The following is a 15,394-nucleotide window of genomic DNA, read 5'->3' as shown; positions in this document are numbered from 1 at the left end:
GCCACCGCCGACTCGACCGCGGCGATCCCGCAGACGGTGGCCGACAGCAGCCGGGGCCCGAGCGGGCGCAGCACCGGTACGGCGAGCACCGCGAAGCCCACCTCGCCCGCGAGCGCGCACACGGAGTACGCGATCCCCGTGCCGTCGGTGCGCCCCCAGCCCTGGACGGTGAAGGCGCCCACCGCGACGAGCGACGCCCCGTACAGGACCGGACGTTGGGGCCGACGGCCCTCAAGAAGGGGGACGACCACGGCCACGACCACCGGGGCGCAGCCCACGAAAACGCCCGGAACGGCTGGTTCCGCGGTGCGTTCGGCGGCGATCACGGCGAGGTTGAAGCCGACCATGCCGACGGCCGCGAGCAGCACGAGGCGCCCCCACCGGCGTACCGCCAGCCGCCGCAGCGGTGCCGTGCCACCCCGTCCGACCAGCGGCAGGAGCAGCACGCAGGCGAGACCGTAGCGAAGGAACTGACCCCCCGCGTACGGGTAGTGGCCCAGGACGCTGTTGGCGGTGAAGGAGCCTCCGACGAGGACGCAGGCGAGGGCGGCGAGCAGCGACCCGCGGAGGGTGGTGATGTTCATGACGGTGACGCTACGAAGGGCGGCGGTCCGGTTTAAGGTCCACTTTCATGACGCCATCGGGGACCACATGACGCCGTCGGGGGCCGCCGGGGAGTTGACGCCGTCGGGGGCCGCATGGGAGCTGCTCGTGCCGGCCGCCGCGGCACCGGCACGCGCGCGTGGGCGCGCTTTGCAGGCCGCGCTGCGCGAGGCGGTCCGCACGGGGCGGCTCGCGCCGGGTACCCGGCTGCCGTCCAGCCGCGAGCTCGCCGCCGACCTCGGGGTGTCGCGGGGGCTGGTCACCGAGGCGTACGAGCAGTTGACCGCGGAGGGGTACCTGCGCAGCGACCGGGGCGCGGGGACCTGGGTCGGCGGCGCCGCCCGGGCAGCCCACCCGCGCGCGCGTGACCTCGCACCGCGCCCCGCCGGGGCCCGCGCCGACTTCCTTCCCGGGACACCGGATCTGTCCCTGTTCCCGCGCGCCGCCTGGGCGGCGGCCCAGCGCGGGGTCCTCGCCGAACTGCCCCACCAAGCGCTCGGCTACCCGGATCCGCGCGGTCTGCCCCGGCTGCGCACCGCCCTCGCCGAACTGCTCGCACGGCGCCGCGGCGTGGTCGCGGACCCCGAGCGCGTCATCGTGGTCTCCGGGGTCGCGCAGGCGACGACCCTGCTCGGATTCGTGCTCCACGCGCGCGGGGTGCGCGCGATCGGCGTCGAGGACCCCGGAAGCCCGGAGCACGGCACCCTCTACGCCTCGGCCGGCCTCGACGCCGTACCGCTGCCGCTGGACGACGAAGGGCTGGCCACCGGGCCGCTGAAGGAGTCGGGCGTACGGGCGGTGGTGACCACGCCCGCCCACCAGTTCCCGTCGGGGATCGCCTACTCGGCGCGGCGCCGCACGGAACTCCTCGACTGGGCGCGCTCGGTGGACGGTCTGGTGGTCGAGGACGACTACGACGGGGACTTCCGCTACGACCGTGCTCCCGTGGGGGCGCTTCAAGGGCTCGATCCCGAGCACGTCGCCTACACGGGGTCGGTCAGCAAGTCGCTCGCGCCCGGGCTGCGGCTCGGCTGGCTGCTCGTACCGGCGGCGCTCGCCGAGGAGGTCGTCGAGCGCAAGCGCACCATGGATCTGGGGAACCCCGTCGTGGACCAGGCGCTCCTGGCCCGGTTCGTGGAACGGGGCGACTACGACCGGCAGCTGCGCCGCTGCCAGCGCGCCTACCGGGAACGGCGCGACGCCCTCGTATCCGCACTGGAGGAGCACTTTCCCGGTACCGAGGTGTCCGGGATCGCGGCGGGTCTGCATGTCATCGCCGCGCTGCCCGGGCGGTACGGGCCGCCGGAGTACTTCCTGGAGCGCACCGCGGCGGCGGGGGTGGCCGTGCGTCCGCTGGCCCACTACGGGCGGGCGGTCGAGCGCGCCGACGTACGGCTGGTGCTCGGTTACGCCCACCAGTCCCCCGCGCGGATCCGCGCCGGCGTACGTCTGATGGCGCAGGCGCTGCGCGCCTGACCGCTGAGGGGGCGTCCGTGTGCGTGGCAAGGCCGGCGCATCCGTGGGAGTGCGCGGTCGGAGGCGGACGTCGGTGCCCTTGCCTGCGGGGCCAGTTGTTCACTTGTGGTTTCCGTGCGCGCTGCGGCGCACCCGTAGTTGTGGCTAGGCACATCGGCCGACTCCGTCCCTGGAGGCGCATTCATGTCACACCGCCCGCAAAGCCCTCTTCCCCTCCCCGGTCGCCGCGGCGTCCTGCGCGGATCCCTCGCCGCTTCCGCGGCCCTGGCCCTGCCCACCGCACTGGGCTCGGCCCCGGCGTTCGCGCTGTCCGGGCGGCCCGAGGCGGGGTGGGGCGTCCAGGCCGGAGACGTGAGCGCGCACTCCGGCCTGGTGTGGGTCCGCTCGGACCGCCCGGCCCGGATGATCGTCGAGACGTCCGCGACCGAGTCGTTCCGCAACCCCCGCAGATGGCACGGTCCGCTGCTCGGTGCGGACTCCGACTTCACCGGTACGACACGGCTGCGCGAACTGCCCTCCGGCGAGCAGATCCACTACCGCGTACTGCTGGCCGACCCCGACGACCCGCGCCGTACGGGCGAGCCGGTGACCGGCACCTTCCGCACCGCGCCCGCGAAGCGGCGGCAGGACGTCCGGTTCGTCTGGTCCGGCGACCTGGCCGGACAGGGCTGGGGCATCAACGAGTCCATCGGCGGTTACCGGATCTTCGACGCCATGGCGAAGCTGGACCCGGACTTCTTCCTGTGCAGCGGCGACAACATCTACGCGGACGGCCCGATCTCCGCCACGGCGCCGCTTCCGGACGGCAGCCTGTACCGGAGCATCACCACCGAGGAGAAGTCGCACGTCGCGGTCACCCTGGCCGACTACCGGGGCAACTTCCGCTACAACCTGCTGGACTCGGCGCTGCGCCGGTTCAACGCCCGGGTTGCGAACATCGTCCAGTGGGACGACCACGAGGTCCGCAACAACTGGTACCCGGGCGAGGTCATCGGGGCCGGCACCCCCTACCCGGCCGGCACGAAACTCGACGACCTGGCCTTCCGTGCCCGGCGGGCGTTCTCGGAGTACTTCCCGATCTCCACCATCAGCGGACGCCCGGACGGACGGATCTACCGGACCGTCCACCACGGCCCGCTCCTGGACGTGTTCGTCCTGGACATGCGGACCTACCGGAACGCCAACTCGCCCGACGACCAGACGACCGACCCGCAGGGCATCCTCGGCCGCGTGCAGCTGGAGTGGCTCAAGCGCGAGCTGGCCGCGTCGCGCGCGATGTGGAAGGTCATCGCCGCCGACATGCCGCTGGGCCTGGTCGTGCCCGACCCGGTCGAGGGCAAGCCGAACATCGAGGCCGTCGCCCAGGGCGACCCGGGCGCGCCGCTCGGCCGCGAGCTGCAGATCGCCGAGCTGCTGCGGTTCATCAAGCACCGGCGGATCACCGGGACCGTGTGGCTGACGGCCGACGTCCACCACACCTCGGCACAGCACTACGACCCCTCGCGGGCCGCTTTCAAGGACTTCGAGCCGTTCTGGGAGTTCGTCTCCGGACCGCTCAACGCGGGCGCCTTCCAGGCGAACGCACTGGACGGCACCTTCGGCCCCGACCGGGTCTTCGTCAAGGCTCCCGCCACCGCCAATGTCTCGCCGGCGGACGGTTACCAGTTCTTCGGCGAGGTCGACATCGACGGCGACAGCGGGGAGCTGACGGTGCGGCTGCGCGACCTGGACGGCACGGTGCTGTTCACACAGACGTTGCAGCCGGGGCGTGTGGGTCAGTAACGGCGCCCAACTCCCGTACCCTGGAAGGGTCGGGCCGCGCACCGGAGTCATCCCCCGGTGCGCGGCCGCTCTTGTGACCAGGCACGTAAGCCAGGTGATCCGAGGCAGGCAAAACAAGGGCAAAAAGAACCGCAAAAAGGATAGAACGACACTTTACCGATCAGTCACAGACCGTTCGTGATCACGCAACACCATTCCTTCACAGTGGTTGCATGACTCCAGACATGTCTGATGTAACCCGGGCGAAGCACGGACGCCCCGTCCACCACTGGCGACGCGACGTGGTCGAGCTCGCCGCGCTGTTCACGGCCGTCGCGGTCGCCGACGCCGTCGCTAACCTGATCGGACACGGCCCCGACGGCCCGGCCCTGCTGGTGATCTCGTCCGTGGTCCTGGTGGCCACGGCCGGATTCCACACATGGTGGGCACGCCGCCACGGTCACGCGCCGCCCACGGGCGATACCGGTGCCCGGACCCTCGCCGTGGGGCGAGAGGCCGGGCGGGCCGACCGGACCACGGCGGCGCCGGAGGCCGTCACGGGAGAGACCGTCCTGTGGCGGATGCGGACGACGGTGAAGGACGAGCCGGGTTCGCTGGCCGCGCTGTGCGTGACACTGGCCCACCAGCGGGTGGACATCCTGAGCCTGCAGACGCACCCGCTCGCCGAGGGCACGGTCGACGAGTTCCTGCTGCGCGCCCCCGTCGAACTGGACGCGTCCGAGATCACCCGCGCCGTCTCGCTGGCGGGCGGCACCGGGACCTGGATCGAACGGGCCGACGCCCACGACCTGGTGGACGCTCCGACGCGCGTCCTGGGGCTGGCCACGCGCACGGCTTTGGACGCGGCGGAACTTCCGCTCGCCCTCCGGCAGTTGCTCGGTAGGTGCACCATTCGTTCGCTGCCCGCCCGCTCCCCCGGGTCGGGCCGGGCGGAAGAGGGTGCGCCGGTCGAAGGAGTGCTGGAAGACACGGTGATGCGGTTGCGCGCACCGGAGGGTGGGGTGATCACGGTGGAACGGCCGTATCTGCCTTTCACGCCGACCGAGTTCGCTCGGGCGCGGGCGTTGGTGGAGCTGGACGCGCGGCTGGGTCCGCGCATCCCGCTCAGCCAGGACATGCTGACACTGCCGGAGGGTCCCGCGATCACGGTGCGTCGCGCCGACGTCTCCGATCTCGCCGCGGCGAAGGCGATGCACGAGCGCTGCTCCTCGCGCACGCTGAGCATGCGCTACCACGGGCCTGTCGGTGACGCGGACCGTTATCTGAACCACCTGCTCAGCCCGCGCTTCGGACGCACCCTCGCCGTGCAGACGGCTTCGGGACGCGTCGTCGGGCTCGGCCATCTCCTCTGGGACGGCGACGAGACGGAGATCGCGCTGCTCGTCGAGGACGACTGGCAGCGGCGCGGGATCGGCGCCGAACTGCTCGGCCGACTCGTGACGATGGCCGTCGAGGCGGGCTGCGAGAGCGTGTACGCCGTCACGCAGGCCTCCAACACCGGCATGGTCGCCGCCATGCGCGGCCTGGACCTCCCCCTCGACTACCAGATCGAGGAGGGCACCCTCGTCATCACGGCCCGCCTGGACGCCACACCGGTGACCTCCCGACTGCCCTACGACCAGGAGCAGAAGCAGGGGCAGGGGCAGAGGCAGAGGAAGTAGGACGGACACCGGGAGGCCCCGGGCACCTCGCCCGGGGCCTCTGCCTGGTCACCGCCCCAACGCACCGTCCAGATCGGCCCACAGGTCCTCCACGTCCTCCAGCCCCACCGACAGGCGCAGCAAGCGGTCACCGACCCCCGACTCGCGGCGGTCGTCGGCGGCCACGATGCGGTGGCTGATGGACGCCGGATGCTGGATCAGGCTGTCGACACTGCCGAGGCTCACCGCCGGGGTGATCAGGCGGACCCCGGCGATGACCTCGTGCGGGTCACCGTGGACCTCGAAGGCGATCATGGCACCGCCGATCCGCGGATAGTGGACGCGCTCGACGCGCGGATCGGCGGCGAGCCGGCGGGCGAGTTCGGCGGCGTTGGCGGACGCGGCCCGGACCCGTACGGGCAGGGTCGACAGGCCGCGCAGCAGCAGATACCCGGCCAGTGGATGCAGCACGCCCCCGGTCGCGAACCGCACTTGGCGCAGCCCCCGGGCGAACTCCTCGTCGCAGGCCACCACTCCGGCCATGACGTCCCCGTGTCCGCCCAGGTACTTGGTGGCGCTGTGCAGGACCAGGCGGGCCCCCTGCTCCGCGGGGCGTTGCAGCACGGGTGTGGCGAAGGTGTTGTCGGCGAGCAGCGGTACGGAGCCACAGGCGTGCGCCACGGCGCGCAGGTCCAGTTCGGCGAGCGTCGGATTGGCCGGGGACTCGACCATGACGAGGCCGGTGTCGGGGCGCAGGGCGTCCGCGATGCCCGCCGGGTCGACCCAGGTGACCTCGGAGCCCAGCAGCCCGGCGGTGAGCAGGTGGTCGCTGCAGCCGTACAGGGGCCGTACGGCGACGACATGCCGCAGGCCGAGCGCGTTCCGCACGAGCAGTACGGCGCTCAGCGCGGCCATGCCGCTCGCGAAGGCCACCGCGCTCTCGGTTCCTTCGAGGCGGGCGAGGGCGGTCTCGAAACGGGCGACGGTCGGGTTGCCGAGGCGCCCGTAGACGGGCGGCCCCTCCGGCTCGGCGCCGTCGGCCGCGAACGCGTCGATACGAGCGGCTTCGCCGCGGCTGTCGTACGAGGGGTAGGTCGTGGACAGGTCGATCGGCGCGGCGTGCAGTCCTTGCCGGGCGAGGTCCTCGCGCCCGGCGTGCACGGCCTCGGTGGCGAGGGCACGCGGCGCGCGGGCACGGGTGCCCTGAACGTCGTGGAGGTCGTGGAGGTCGTCCCGACCGTCATAGGAGTCGCCCCGAGGGTCGCAGGATTCGTCCTGAGCTTCGTATGCGTCGTGCACCACGGATTCCATGCACAGCAGACTGAACACCGGCCGGGGCCCCGGACGCACACTCCGTGTTACGTTCGGGCCATGGCCGAATCTGTCGTACTCGATCCGGTGGATCTTCATCTGCTGCGGCTGCTCCAGAACGACGCACGGACGACGTACCGCGATCTCGCCGCGCAGGTCGGAGTCGCGCCCTCGACCTGCCTGGACCGGGTGACGAGGCTGCGCCGTGCGGGGGTGATTCTCGGCCATCAGCTGCGCCTCGATCCGGCGAAGCTCGGGCGGGGCCTGGAAGCCTTGCTGTCCGTGCAGGTCAGACCGCATCGACGGGAGTTGGTCGGGCCGTTCGTGGAGCGGATCAGGGCGCTGCCGGAGTCCCGGACCGTCTTCCACCTCACCGGGCCCGACGACTACCTCGTCCTGGTCGCCGTCGCGGACATGGCCGACCTGCAACGGCTGGTCCTCGACGAGTTCACGTCCCGGCGTGAGGTGGCCCGGGTGGAGACCCGGTTGATCTTCCAGCAGTGGGACTGCGGCCCCCTGCTCCCGCCCTCCCCCGCGTCGCCCTCGTCCGCGGCCCCGACGTCGGCAAAATCAGGCTGATGCCCGCCCCATGCCCGGGCGACCGGGCTGACGCGGCACCCGTCCTCGTATGAGGATGTCGGCATGTCAGAGACGAAGAGCCCGCTGCCCCGCGAGGTCGCCGACGCGTATGTCGACGATCTCATCGCCCTCGATCCGGTCCTCGGTACCTACCTCGGTGTGAAGGAGAGTGCCGACAAGCTCCCCGACACCTCGCCCGCGGGGCAGGAGGCCGTCGCGGAGCTGGCGCGGACGACGCTCGCCCGGCTCGACGAGGCGGAGCGGCAGCCGGGGGCGGACAGCGACATCGAGCGCCGCTGCGCCCGGCTGCTGCGCGAGCGGCTCACCGCCGAACTGGCTGTCCACGACGCCGACGAGGGCCTGCGGGCCGTCGGCAACATGCAGACGGCCGCGCACTCCGTGCGCCAGGTGTTCACCATCGCGCCGACCGAGACGGACGAGGACTGGGCCGCGATCGCCGAGCGGCTGCGCGCGGTGCCGACCGCCCTCACGGGGTACCGCGAGTCCCTCGCCCTCGGCCTGGAGCGCAAGCTGTACGCGGGCCCGCGCCCCACCGCGACCTTCATCGAGCAGCTCACCGAGTGGTCGGACCCGGACGGGCAGGGCCGTGGCTGGTTCGAGGACTTCGTGTCCGCGGGGCCCGACGCCCTGCGGGACGAGCTGGACACGGCCGCCCGGACGGCCACGCGGGCCCTGCTGGAGCTGCGCGACTGGATGCGTGACGTCTACGCGCCCACGATCGAGGGCGCGCCGAACACGGTGGGCCGCGAGCGGTACGCGCGCTGGGCACGTTACTTCAACGGTACGGATCTCGACCTCGACGAGGCGTACGCGTACGGCTGGTCCGAGTACCACCGGCTCCTCGCGGAGATGAAGTCCGAGGCCGAGAAGATCCTGCCCGGCGCCGAGACCCCCTGGGTGGCGCTCGCGCACCTCGACGAGCACGGCAGGCACATCGAGGGCGTCGACGAGGTCCAGGCGTGGCTCCAGGGTGTGATGGACCGGGCGATCGAGGCGCTGGACGGCACCCACTTCGAACTCGCCGAGCCGGTACGGAAGGTGGAGTCGCGCATCGCGCCGCCCGGCGGCGCGGCGGCGCCGTACTACACCGCGCCGTCCTCGGACTTCTCTCGGCCCGGCCGCACCTGGCTGCCCACCATGGGGCAGACCCGCTTCCCCGTCTACGACCTCGTCTCGACCTGGTACCACGAGGGCGTCCCCGGCCATCACCTCCAGCTCGCCCAGTGGGTGTACGTGGTCGACGACCTCTCGCGCTACCAGGCCACCGTCGGTCTTGTCAGCGCCAACGCCGAGGGCTGGGCGCTGTACGCGGAGCGGCTCATGGACGAGCTCGGCTTCCTGGAGGACGCGGAGCAGCGGCTCGGTTACCTGGACGCGCAGATGATGCGCGCGGCCCGGGTCATCGTCGACATCGGCATGCACCTGGAACTGGAGATTCCGGCAGACTCCCCCTTCCACCCGGGCGAGCGCTGGACCCCGGAGCTGGCGCAGGAGTTCTTCGGCGCGCACAGCAGCCGTCCGGCGGACTTCGTGGAGAGCGAGCTCACCCGGTACCTCTCCATCCCGGGTCAGGCCATCGGCTACAAGCTCGGTGAGCGGGCCTGGCTGCTGGGCCGCGAGAACGCGAAGAAGCGGCATGGCGCCGCCTTCGACGCCAAGGCCTGGCACATGGCGGCCCTGTCCCAGGGCTCGCTGGGCCTGGACGACCTGGTGGACGAACTGTCCCGGCTCTGACGGACACCGGCGGCGGCCGGGCTCACGGTGACGACCGCGAGCCCGGCCGCCGCGTATCGAGGACGGGGAACATCAAGTACGGGGAGTACCGGAACTACTGGGCGTGCTCGGTGTGTTCGGCGTGCTCGGCGTGCTCGGCGTGCTCGGAGCACAGGCAGCCGACGCCCTTCTCGATCCACTCCCGGCCGACCCACTCCGGATGCCGTTCGATCATCAGTGCCGAGATCTCCTCGACGATCGTCCGCTCGGCCACGGCGGAGTCGCGGCGGGCCCACGTCTCGTCCCGCAGCAGCCGCAGGTAGTCGCGCACGTCGGCCAGCAGCCCCGCACCGCCGATCTCGCCGTGGCCGGGCACCACGATCCGGGGAGCCTGCGCCGCCAGCCTCTCCATCACCGCGATCCAGCGGGTTCCGGACACGTCGGTGTCGTACGGCGGGAACCAGGGGAAGATCGCGAACTGCCCGGCTTCCACGAGGTCCCCCGTGAACAGGACGTCCGCGTCCGGCACCCTGACCACCTGGTCGCCCCTGCTGTGGGCCCGGCCGGTGGCCCGCAGCTGCACCACCCGCCCGCCCAGATCCAGGTCGTACGCCCGGTCGTAGACGACATCGGGCCGCGCTGGCTCGACGCTCCGGAGCCGGCGCTCGACCGGCTTGCCGAGCCCCTTGAACATCTCCAGGTAGCCCGGCCCCTTCACCTTCAGGTCCTCGGCCTGGTCCCGGTTGAGCAGGAACGTCGCTTCCCCGGCGAAGGCCTGCGCCCCGAAGGCGTGCTCGGGGTGAAAATGCGTCGTCGTCAGGTAGATCCGACGTCCCTCGGCATGGTCGGCCGCGAACTCCAGCACTTTTTCGCCGTTGCTCGGGCCCAGGCCGGTCTCGACGACGAGCACGGCACCGTGACCGCCGATGACGCCGATGTTGGGCACGAGCTGCACCCGCCGGTCGGGGATGACCACCAGGTCACGGGCCAGCTCCTGAACACCCTCGACGTGCACGACGGGGTCCGTCGTCACCGCTTCCTCAGACACTGCGACTCCTCGGTGTTGCGCTGAGTCACCAGTCCAGCGCGGGACGTCCGGGGGCGTCCAACACCGATCTCGCAGACCCGATACCGCGCGGGTATCGTCGCAGTTGAGCGAAGTCGAGAGAGCGGCTCGGGACGGCGATGGAGCGATGATGGAGCTGCGGACCCTGCGCTACTTCGTGGCGGTCGCCGAAGAACTCCACTTCGGCCGCGCCGCCGCGCGACTGCACATGACCCAGCCCCCGCTGAGCCGGGCCGTCAAGCAGCTGGAGACCGACCTCGGCTGCGAACTGCTGCGCCGCTCGCCCTCGGGCGTCACCCTCACCCCGGCCGGGGCCCTCCTCCACGACGAGGCGTGCACCCTGCTGGCGCGGGCCGACCAGGCCCGGGCCCGGGTGGCCGCCACGGCCGGCACGGCCACCCTGACCATCGGCACCCTCGCCGACAGCGCCGAGCAGGTCGGCACCCGGCTGGCGGTCGCCTACCGGCACCAACACCCCGCCGTGCGCATCCGCATCCGCGAGGCCGACCTGACCGACCCGACCATCGGACTGCGGGCCGGACTCGTCGACGTGGCCCTGACGCGGGCGCCGTTCGACGACACCGGCATCACCACCCGCGTGCTGCGGTCGGACCCGGTCGGTGTGATCCTGCGCGCCGACGACCCGCTGGCCGACCGCGACCGGCTGCGCCTGGACGAACTCGCCGACCGCCGCTGGTTCCGGTTCCCGGAGGGCACGGACCCGGTGTGGCAGGCCTTCTGGACGGGCCCGCCCGGTGCCGACGGACGCCGTGACGGTCCCGTCATCCGCACCGCCCACGAATGCCTCCAGTCGGTCCTGTGGAACGACACCGTCGGACTGATGCCCCTCGCCCACTCCCAGCCCCTGCCCGAGGGCCTCACGGTGATCCCCTTGGCGGACGCGCCGCCCAGCGACCTGGTGATCGCGTGGAACAGCGCCCACACCACTCCGCTCATCCGCTCGTTCGTCAGCCTCGCGACGGGCCTCACGCGCTCCTAGGAGCGATCAGCAGCCGCAGTCCGCCGCGTCCACCGGAGCCGTCAGCGGGTCCGCCGCGCGCCGCTCGTCTCCCTCCCAGGTCTCGTACGCGAAGCCCTCGCGCACCCAGTACTCGAAGCCCCCGAGCATCTCCTTGACCGGGAAGCCGAGTTCGGCGAGGGCGAGTGCGGCACGGGTCGCGCCGTTGCAGCCGGGCCCCCAGCAGTAGGTGATGACGGGCACCGACCTGTCGAGGAGCTGCTCGGCCTGCTCGGGGATGAGCGCGGTGGGCAGGTGGATCGCACCGGGCACGTGCCCCTGGTCCCAGGACGCGGTCGAGCGGGAGTCGAGGACCACGAAGCCGGGGTCGCCGCCCGCCGCCAGCGCGGCGGCGACGTCGGAGACATCGGCGTGGAAGGCGAGGCTCGCGCCGAAGTGGGCGACGGCCGCGGCCGGGGACGCCGGGGCGACCCGCAGCACGGGGTTCGTCCTGGTCGCGGCGCTGGTCACAGTGGTGTCGACGGTCACAGTCATGGTCCGGCCTTCCCTCCGTGCCCCGCCGAACCGGCACCTTCGCGGCACCGGCCCCACGGGGACCTCCTGGCCAGAAATCTACGGCCGGTGATCCTCTTCCTGAAGTGGCGATCCACGGCATCGCTCTTGATCGGCCGGGGTTCTCCCTGCTATCCATCGCTCATGACCGCGTATTCCCCGGACGCCACCGACTGGCACATCCTCGACGTCCTCCAGCGCGAGGGCAGGGCCAGCTTCGCGGAGCTGGCCCGTGCCGTCTCGATGTCCGCGAGCGCGGTCACCGAGCGGGTGCGCCGTCTGGAGGAGGCGGGCGTCATCCAGGGGTACGCGGCCGTCGTCGACCCGGAGAGCCTCGGTCTGCCGATCCTCGCTTTCGTGCGGCTGCGCTATCCGAACGGCAACTACAAGCCGTTCCACGACCTCGTCGAGGCGACGCCCGAGATCCTGGAGGCGCACCACGTCACGGGCGACGACTGCTTCGTCATCAAGGTCGCGGCGCGCTCGATGAGCCACCTGGAGAAGATCTCCGGCCGGATCGGCACCCTGGGCTCGGTGACCACGAGTGTCGTGTACTCCTCGCCGCTCCCCCGGCGCCCCCTGGGGCACTGATCCCCCGGCGATCCGCGACTCAGTCCTGGACGCCCCGCTGCCGTACGACCGATCCCGTTCTGCCCTTCACGACCTCGAGCTGGGCGTGGATGCGCCGCCGCAGGTCGGCGACATGGCTGACGATGCCCACGCTGCGGTCACGCTCCCGCAGGGAGTCGAGCACGTCGAGGACCTCGTCCAGGGTCTGGTCGTCGAGGCTGCCGAAGCCCTCGTCGATGAAGAGCGTGTCCAGCCGCACCCCGCCGGCCTCGTCCGTGACGACGTCCGCGAGACCGAGGGCCAGCGCGAGCGAGGCGAAGAACGTCTCGCCCCCGGAGAGTGTCGCCGTGTCGCGCTCCCGGCCGGTCCAGGCGTCCACGACATGCAGTCCGAGCCCGCTGCGGCCACGGCCCGCGCGGTCGTCGGAGTGGACGAGGGTGTAGCGCCCGGAGGACATGCGCTGAAGTCGTACGGTCGCGGCGGCGGCCACCTGTTCCAGGCGGGCGGCGAGGACGTACGACTCCAGACGCATCTTGCGCTCGTTCTCCGCCGAGGTGCCCGCGGCCAGCCCGGCCAGGCGTGCCACCCGGTCGAACTCCTCACGCAGCGGCGCGAGCCGGCGTACGGACGTGGCCGCGCGCGTGGACAGCCGGTCCAGCTCCGTGCAGCGTCGGGCGGCCTCGTCCTGGGCGGAGGCGGCCTCCCGCAGCCGTCGGGCGGCGGACTCGGCGGCCCGTTCGGCGGCGGCCAGGTCGGCGGCCGGCCTCTCGGCGGCGGCCGCCGTGTCGGCCTCGGCGAGCACGGCGCGCACCGCGCTGTCCTCCAACTGCCAGACGTCCAGGCGTCGTTGGAGGTCCCGGTGGGCGGTGTCGTCGAGGAGCGCGGTGGCCGCGGCCTGGGGGGTGTCGAAACCGGCACGGAAGGCCGCGTCGGACAGACGGGCGTCGGCGTCCTTGAGACGCTGCGCGGTGTCCTCGGCCACGCGCACGGCCTCGGCGGCCTCCGTGAGCAGGGCGGCCTGCCGCTCCAGCTGCGTGGCGCGCACGGTGACGCTGTCGGCGGCGCCCCGCGCCTGCGCCAACTCCTCCTCCAGGGAGGCCCTTTCGCGGTCGTTCCGGTCGCGATGGGAAACCCGGGCGGCGGATCGCAGCGCGATCTCCTGCTGGGCCGCGACCCGCCGTTCGTGCTCGAGTCCCGCCTGCGCGAGCCGCTCCCGCGCGGCATGCAGCCCGGATCCCGCAGCCCGCGCCTCGGCGTACCGCAGCTCCAACTCCTCGGCCTGCTCGGCGAGTCGCGCGGTCGGTGCGTCGCCCGCCTCGGCGGTGGCGGCCGCCAGCGCCTCGCGTACGACGCCGAGCCTGCGCTCGTCCTCGGTGGCCTGTTCGTCGGCGCGCTGGTACGCGGCGAGGGCGCGCTCCTCGGCCTCCCGGTCGACGTGTCCGGCGTCCTTGCGCGCGGGTGCGGGGTGCGCGGAGCTGCCGCACACGGCGCAGGGCTCGCCGTCGACGAGACCGGCGGCGAGTTCCGCGGCGATGCCCTGAAGACGCTGTTCCTTCAGATCGAGCCAGTGGACCCGGGCGTCCGTCGCGCGTTCACGGGCGGCGAGGGCCTGGGCGTGGGCGGCTTCCGTGTCCCGCGCGAACTGGTCGCGCTGCCGGGCGGCCCTGAGCCGCGCCTGGGCGGGATCGCGACGCTCGGCGAGCTGCTCCGCGCGTGTGGTGGCCTCCTGCGCGGACTCGATGCGCGCCTGGAGCTCCACGCGGGTCGCCTCCCACGTGGCGAGCCAGCTCTCGGCGTCCTGGCGGACGTCCTCGTCCTCGCGCTCCTGGCGGTCCAGGGAGGCGCGCTCCCGGGTGAGTTCGCCGAGCCGGCGCTCCGCTCTGCGGGCCGACTCCAGTCCGCCGAGCTCCTCGGCCGCCTTGCGCGCCGCTGCCGCGAGCCCGGGCGCACCGGCTCCGGCGTAGGTGTCCGGCAGGGCGAGACGCGCGCGTGCCTCGTCCGTGGCCGCGCCGCGGTGCTCGGCCTCGGCGGCGTCGCGCAGATCAAGCGCGGGGGCCACCGTCTCCGCCTTGCGCGCCCGCTCCATCCGCGTCTGCGCCTCCCGATGGGCGTCGGCACGCTCCTCCAGCCGCGCGGCGCGCTCCCGCGCCTCGGTGAACCTGCGCTGCAGCCGGGCCACTTCGCGTACGCCGTCGAGTACGCGGTCGGTGGCGGCCTGCGCGGACTCGGCCGCCGTACGCGCGGTGTGCGCGAGGGTCAGCCGCTCGCGGGCCGTACTGCGGGCCACGGCGGCCCAGGTCAGGACGGCGTCGGCGAGGCCGGGCTCACCGGGCGTGAGAGCGGGCGGCGACACCTCGACGATGTCGCCGGCGGCCTGCCGCATGCGGTGCGCGTCGGCGAGCAACGCGGCGTCGCCCTCGCGTACTTCGGCCTCCGTGGCCCGGCGCCGCTCGGCGAGCCGCTTCTCGACCTCGGCGAAGCGGTGGGTGTCGAAGAGCCGGCCGAGCAGCTTGCCGCGGGCCTCGGCGTCGGCCCGCAGGAAGCGGGCGAAGTCGCCCTGGGGCAGCAGCACGACCTGGCAGAACTGCTCACGGCTCATGCCGAGCAGTTGGGTGATCTCCTCGCCGATCTCCTGGTGGGAGCGGCTGAGGTCCTTCCAGGTGGCCGCGGACGCTTCGTACTCGCGCAGCCAGCTCTGCGCCTTTTCGGTGGTCGTGCCCGTGCCGCGCTTCTTGGGGCGGGCCCACGGCGGCTGCCGGGTGACCTCCAACCGGCGTCCCGCGACGGTGAGTTCGAGAGTGATCTCGGTGCGCGTCCCGGGCGCCGCGTGGTCGCTGCGCAGGGTCAGGCCCTGGCCGCTCTGGCGGGCGCCCGGGACCGCCCCGTACAGCGCGTAGCAGACGGCGTCGAGGACGGACGTCTTGCCCGCGCCCGTCGGGCCGTGCAGCAGGAAGAGCCCCGCGGTCGACAGCTCGTCGAAATCGACGCTCTGGGTGCCGCCGAACGGCCCGAAGGCCGTGATGTCCAGGCGGTGCAGCCTCATCGGGCCTCCTTCGGGTCCAGCGGGTCCTGCGCGTCTCGCGGCGCGTCTCCTGTGTCGTG

At 72.8% G+C, this 15,394-nt stretch carries 11 protein-coding genes and 1 pseudogene; 7 read left to right on the top strand and 5 right to left on the bottom strand.

The features are described from left to right. Nucleotides 1–227 precede the first annotated feature (227 nt). Nucleotides 228–584: pseudogene (locus ACZ7M2_RS36965) on the bottom strand (EamA family transporter); the annotation flags it as partial. 67 nt (nucleotides 585–651) lie between these two features. Here ACZ7M2_RS36965 and pdxR point away from each other — a divergent pair. From pdxR to ACZ7M2_RS36950, 3 genes are all read left to right on the top strand, one after another. After that, a complete protein-coding gene (pdxR, locus tag ACZ7M2_RS36960; RefSeq protein WP_471599001.1) occupies nucleotides 652–2,079 on the top strand; it encodes a MocR-like pyridoxine biosynthesis transcription factor PdxR in 1,428 nt (475 codons plus the stop codon). Nucleotides 2,080–2,262: 183 nt separating this feature from the next. Continuing rightward, nucleotides 2,263–3,861 (top strand): alkaline phosphatase D family protein, encoded by a 1,599-nt coding sequence (locus ACZ7M2_RS36955; protein ID WP_471599000.1) that lies wholly within the window; start codon nucleotides 2,263–2,265, stop codon nucleotides 3,859–3,861. Nucleotides 3,862–4,085: 224 nt separating this feature from the next. Then, complete coding sequence (locus tag ACZ7M2_RS36950; RefSeq protein WP_471598999.1) at nucleotides 4,086–5,522, top strand: GNAT family N-acetyltransferase; 1,437 nt, start codon at nucleotides 4,086–4,088, stop codon at nucleotides 5,520–5,522. Between the two features lie 48 nt (nucleotides 5,523–5,570). Here ACZ7M2_RS36950 and ACZ7M2_RS36945 read toward each other — a convergent pair whose 3' ends face one another. Then, nucleotides 5,571–6,911 carry a trans-sulfuration enzyme family protein gene (locus ACZ7M2_RS36945; protein ID WP_471598998.1) on the bottom strand — a complete coding sequence of 447 codons (1,341 nt, stop codon included), beginning with the start codon at nucleotides 6,909–6,911 and terminating at the stop codon, nucleotides 5,571–5,573. On the opposite strand from ACZ7M2_RS36945, the gene ACZ7M2_RS36940 reads away from it, so the two are divergent. Beyond that, nucleotides 6,873–7,391 (top strand): Lrp/AsnC family transcriptional regulator, encoded by a 519-nt coding sequence (locus ACZ7M2_RS36940; protein ID WP_471598997.1) that lies wholly within the window; start codon nucleotides 6,873–6,875, stop codon nucleotides 7,389–7,391. The genes ACZ7M2_RS36945 and ACZ7M2_RS36940 overlap by 39 nt on opposite strands. 63 nt (nucleotides 7,392–7,454) lie before the next feature. Continuing rightward, nucleotides 7,455–9,146: a DUF885 domain-containing protein gene (locus ACZ7M2_RS36935; RefSeq protein ID WP_471598996.1), complete on the top strand. Its 1,692-nt coding sequence runs from the start codon at nucleotides 7,455–7,457 to the stop codon at nucleotides 9,144–9,146. 94 nt (nucleotides 9,147–9,240) lie between these two features. On the opposite strand, the gene ACZ7M2_RS36930 is transcribed toward ACZ7M2_RS36935, so the two are convergent. Continuing rightward, complete coding sequence (locus tag ACZ7M2_RS36930; protein ID WP_471598995.1) at nucleotides 9,241–10,173, bottom strand: MBL fold metallo-hydrolase; 933 nt, start codon at nucleotides 10,171–10,173, stop codon at nucleotides 9,241–9,243. A gap of 148 nt (nucleotides 10,174–10,321) precedes the next feature. Here ACZ7M2_RS36930 and ACZ7M2_RS36925 point away from each other — a divergent pair, with 148 nt between their 5' ends. Next, nucleotides 10,322–11,191, top strand: coding sequence for a LysR family transcriptional regulator (locus ACZ7M2_RS36925; RefSeq protein WP_471598994.1), 870 nt, complete (start codon nucleotides 10,322–10,324; stop codon nucleotides 11,189–11,191). Between the two features lie 6 nt (nucleotides 11,192–11,197). Here ACZ7M2_RS36925 and ACZ7M2_RS36920 read toward each other — a convergent pair whose 3' ends face one another. Next, nucleotides 11,198–11,704 carry a rhodanese-like domain-containing protein gene (locus tag ACZ7M2_RS36920; protein ID WP_471598993.1) on the bottom strand — a complete coding sequence of 169 codons (507 nt, stop codon included), beginning with the start codon at nucleotides 11,702–11,704 and terminating at the stop codon, nucleotides 11,198–11,200. A 162-nt stretch (nucleotides 11,705–11,866) separates the two neighbouring features. On the opposite strand from ACZ7M2_RS36920, the gene ACZ7M2_RS36915 reads away from it, so the two are divergent. Further along, entirely contained in the window at nucleotides 11,867–12,313 is a 447-nt protein-coding gene (locus ACZ7M2_RS36915) for an Lrp/AsnC family transcriptional regulator (RefSeq protein WP_095858239.1), read from the top strand. Nucleotides 12,314–12,332: 19 nt separating this feature from the next. On the opposite strand, the gene ACZ7M2_RS36910 is transcribed toward ACZ7M2_RS36915, so the two are convergent. Beyond that, nucleotides 12,333–15,335, bottom strand: a complete 3,003-nt coding sequence (locus ACZ7M2_RS36910) for an AAA family ATPase (RefSeq protein WP_471598992.1) — start codon at nucleotides 15,333–15,335, stop codon at nucleotides 12,333–12,335. Nucleotides 15,336–15,394: the final 59 nt, after the last annotated feature.

It is taken from the genome of Streptomyces sp. NPDC111507, from assembly GCF_055638955.1.
The sequence above is the reverse complement of the archived record's forward strand: the minus strand, read 5'-3'. Positions and strand labels throughout refer to the sequence as shown.

Excerpts from the sequence above, each read along its gene's own strand:
- pdxR (WP_471599001.1), top strand. The coding sequence starts at position 652 with ATGACGCCGTCGGGGGCCGCCGGGGAGTTGACGCCGTCGGGGGCCGCA.
- ACZ7M2_RS36955 (WP_471599000.1), top strand. The coding sequence starts at position 2,263 with ATGTCACACCGCCCGCAAAGCCCTCTTCCCCTCCCCGGTCGCCGCGGC.
- ACZ7M2_RS36950 (WP_471598999.1), top strand. The coding sequence starts at position 4,086 with ATGTCTGATGTAACCCGGGCGAAGCACGGACGCCCCGTCCACCACTGG.
- ACZ7M2_RS36920 (WP_471598993.1), bottom strand. The coding sequence starts at position 11,704 with ATGACTGTGACCGTCGACACCACTGTGACCAGCGCCGCGACCAGGACG.
- ACZ7M2_RS36940 (WP_471598997.1), top strand. The coding sequence starts at position 6,873 with ATGGCCGAATCTGTCGTACTCGATCCGGTGGATCTTCATCTGCTGCGG.
- ACZ7M2_RS36925 (WP_471598994.1), top strand. The coding sequence starts at position 10,322 with ATGGAGCTGCGGACCCTGCGCTACTTCGTGGCGGTCGCCGAAGAACTC.
- ACZ7M2_RS36910 (WP_471598992.1), bottom strand. The coding sequence starts at position 15,335 with ATGAGGCTGCACCGCCTGGACATCACGGCCTTCGGGCCGTTCGGCGGC.
- ACZ7M2_RS36935 (WP_471598996.1), top strand. The coding sequence starts at position 7,455 with ATGTCAGAGACGAAGAGCCCGCTGCCCCGCGAGGTCGCCGACGCGTAT.
- ACZ7M2_RS36945 (WP_471598998.1), bottom strand. The coding sequence starts at position 6,911 with ATGAAGATCCACCGGATCGAGTACGACAGATTCGGCCATGGCCCGAAC.
- ACZ7M2_RS36915 (WP_095858239.1), top strand. The coding sequence starts at position 11,867 with ATGACCGCGTATTCCCCGGACGCCACCGACTGGCACATCCTCGACGTC.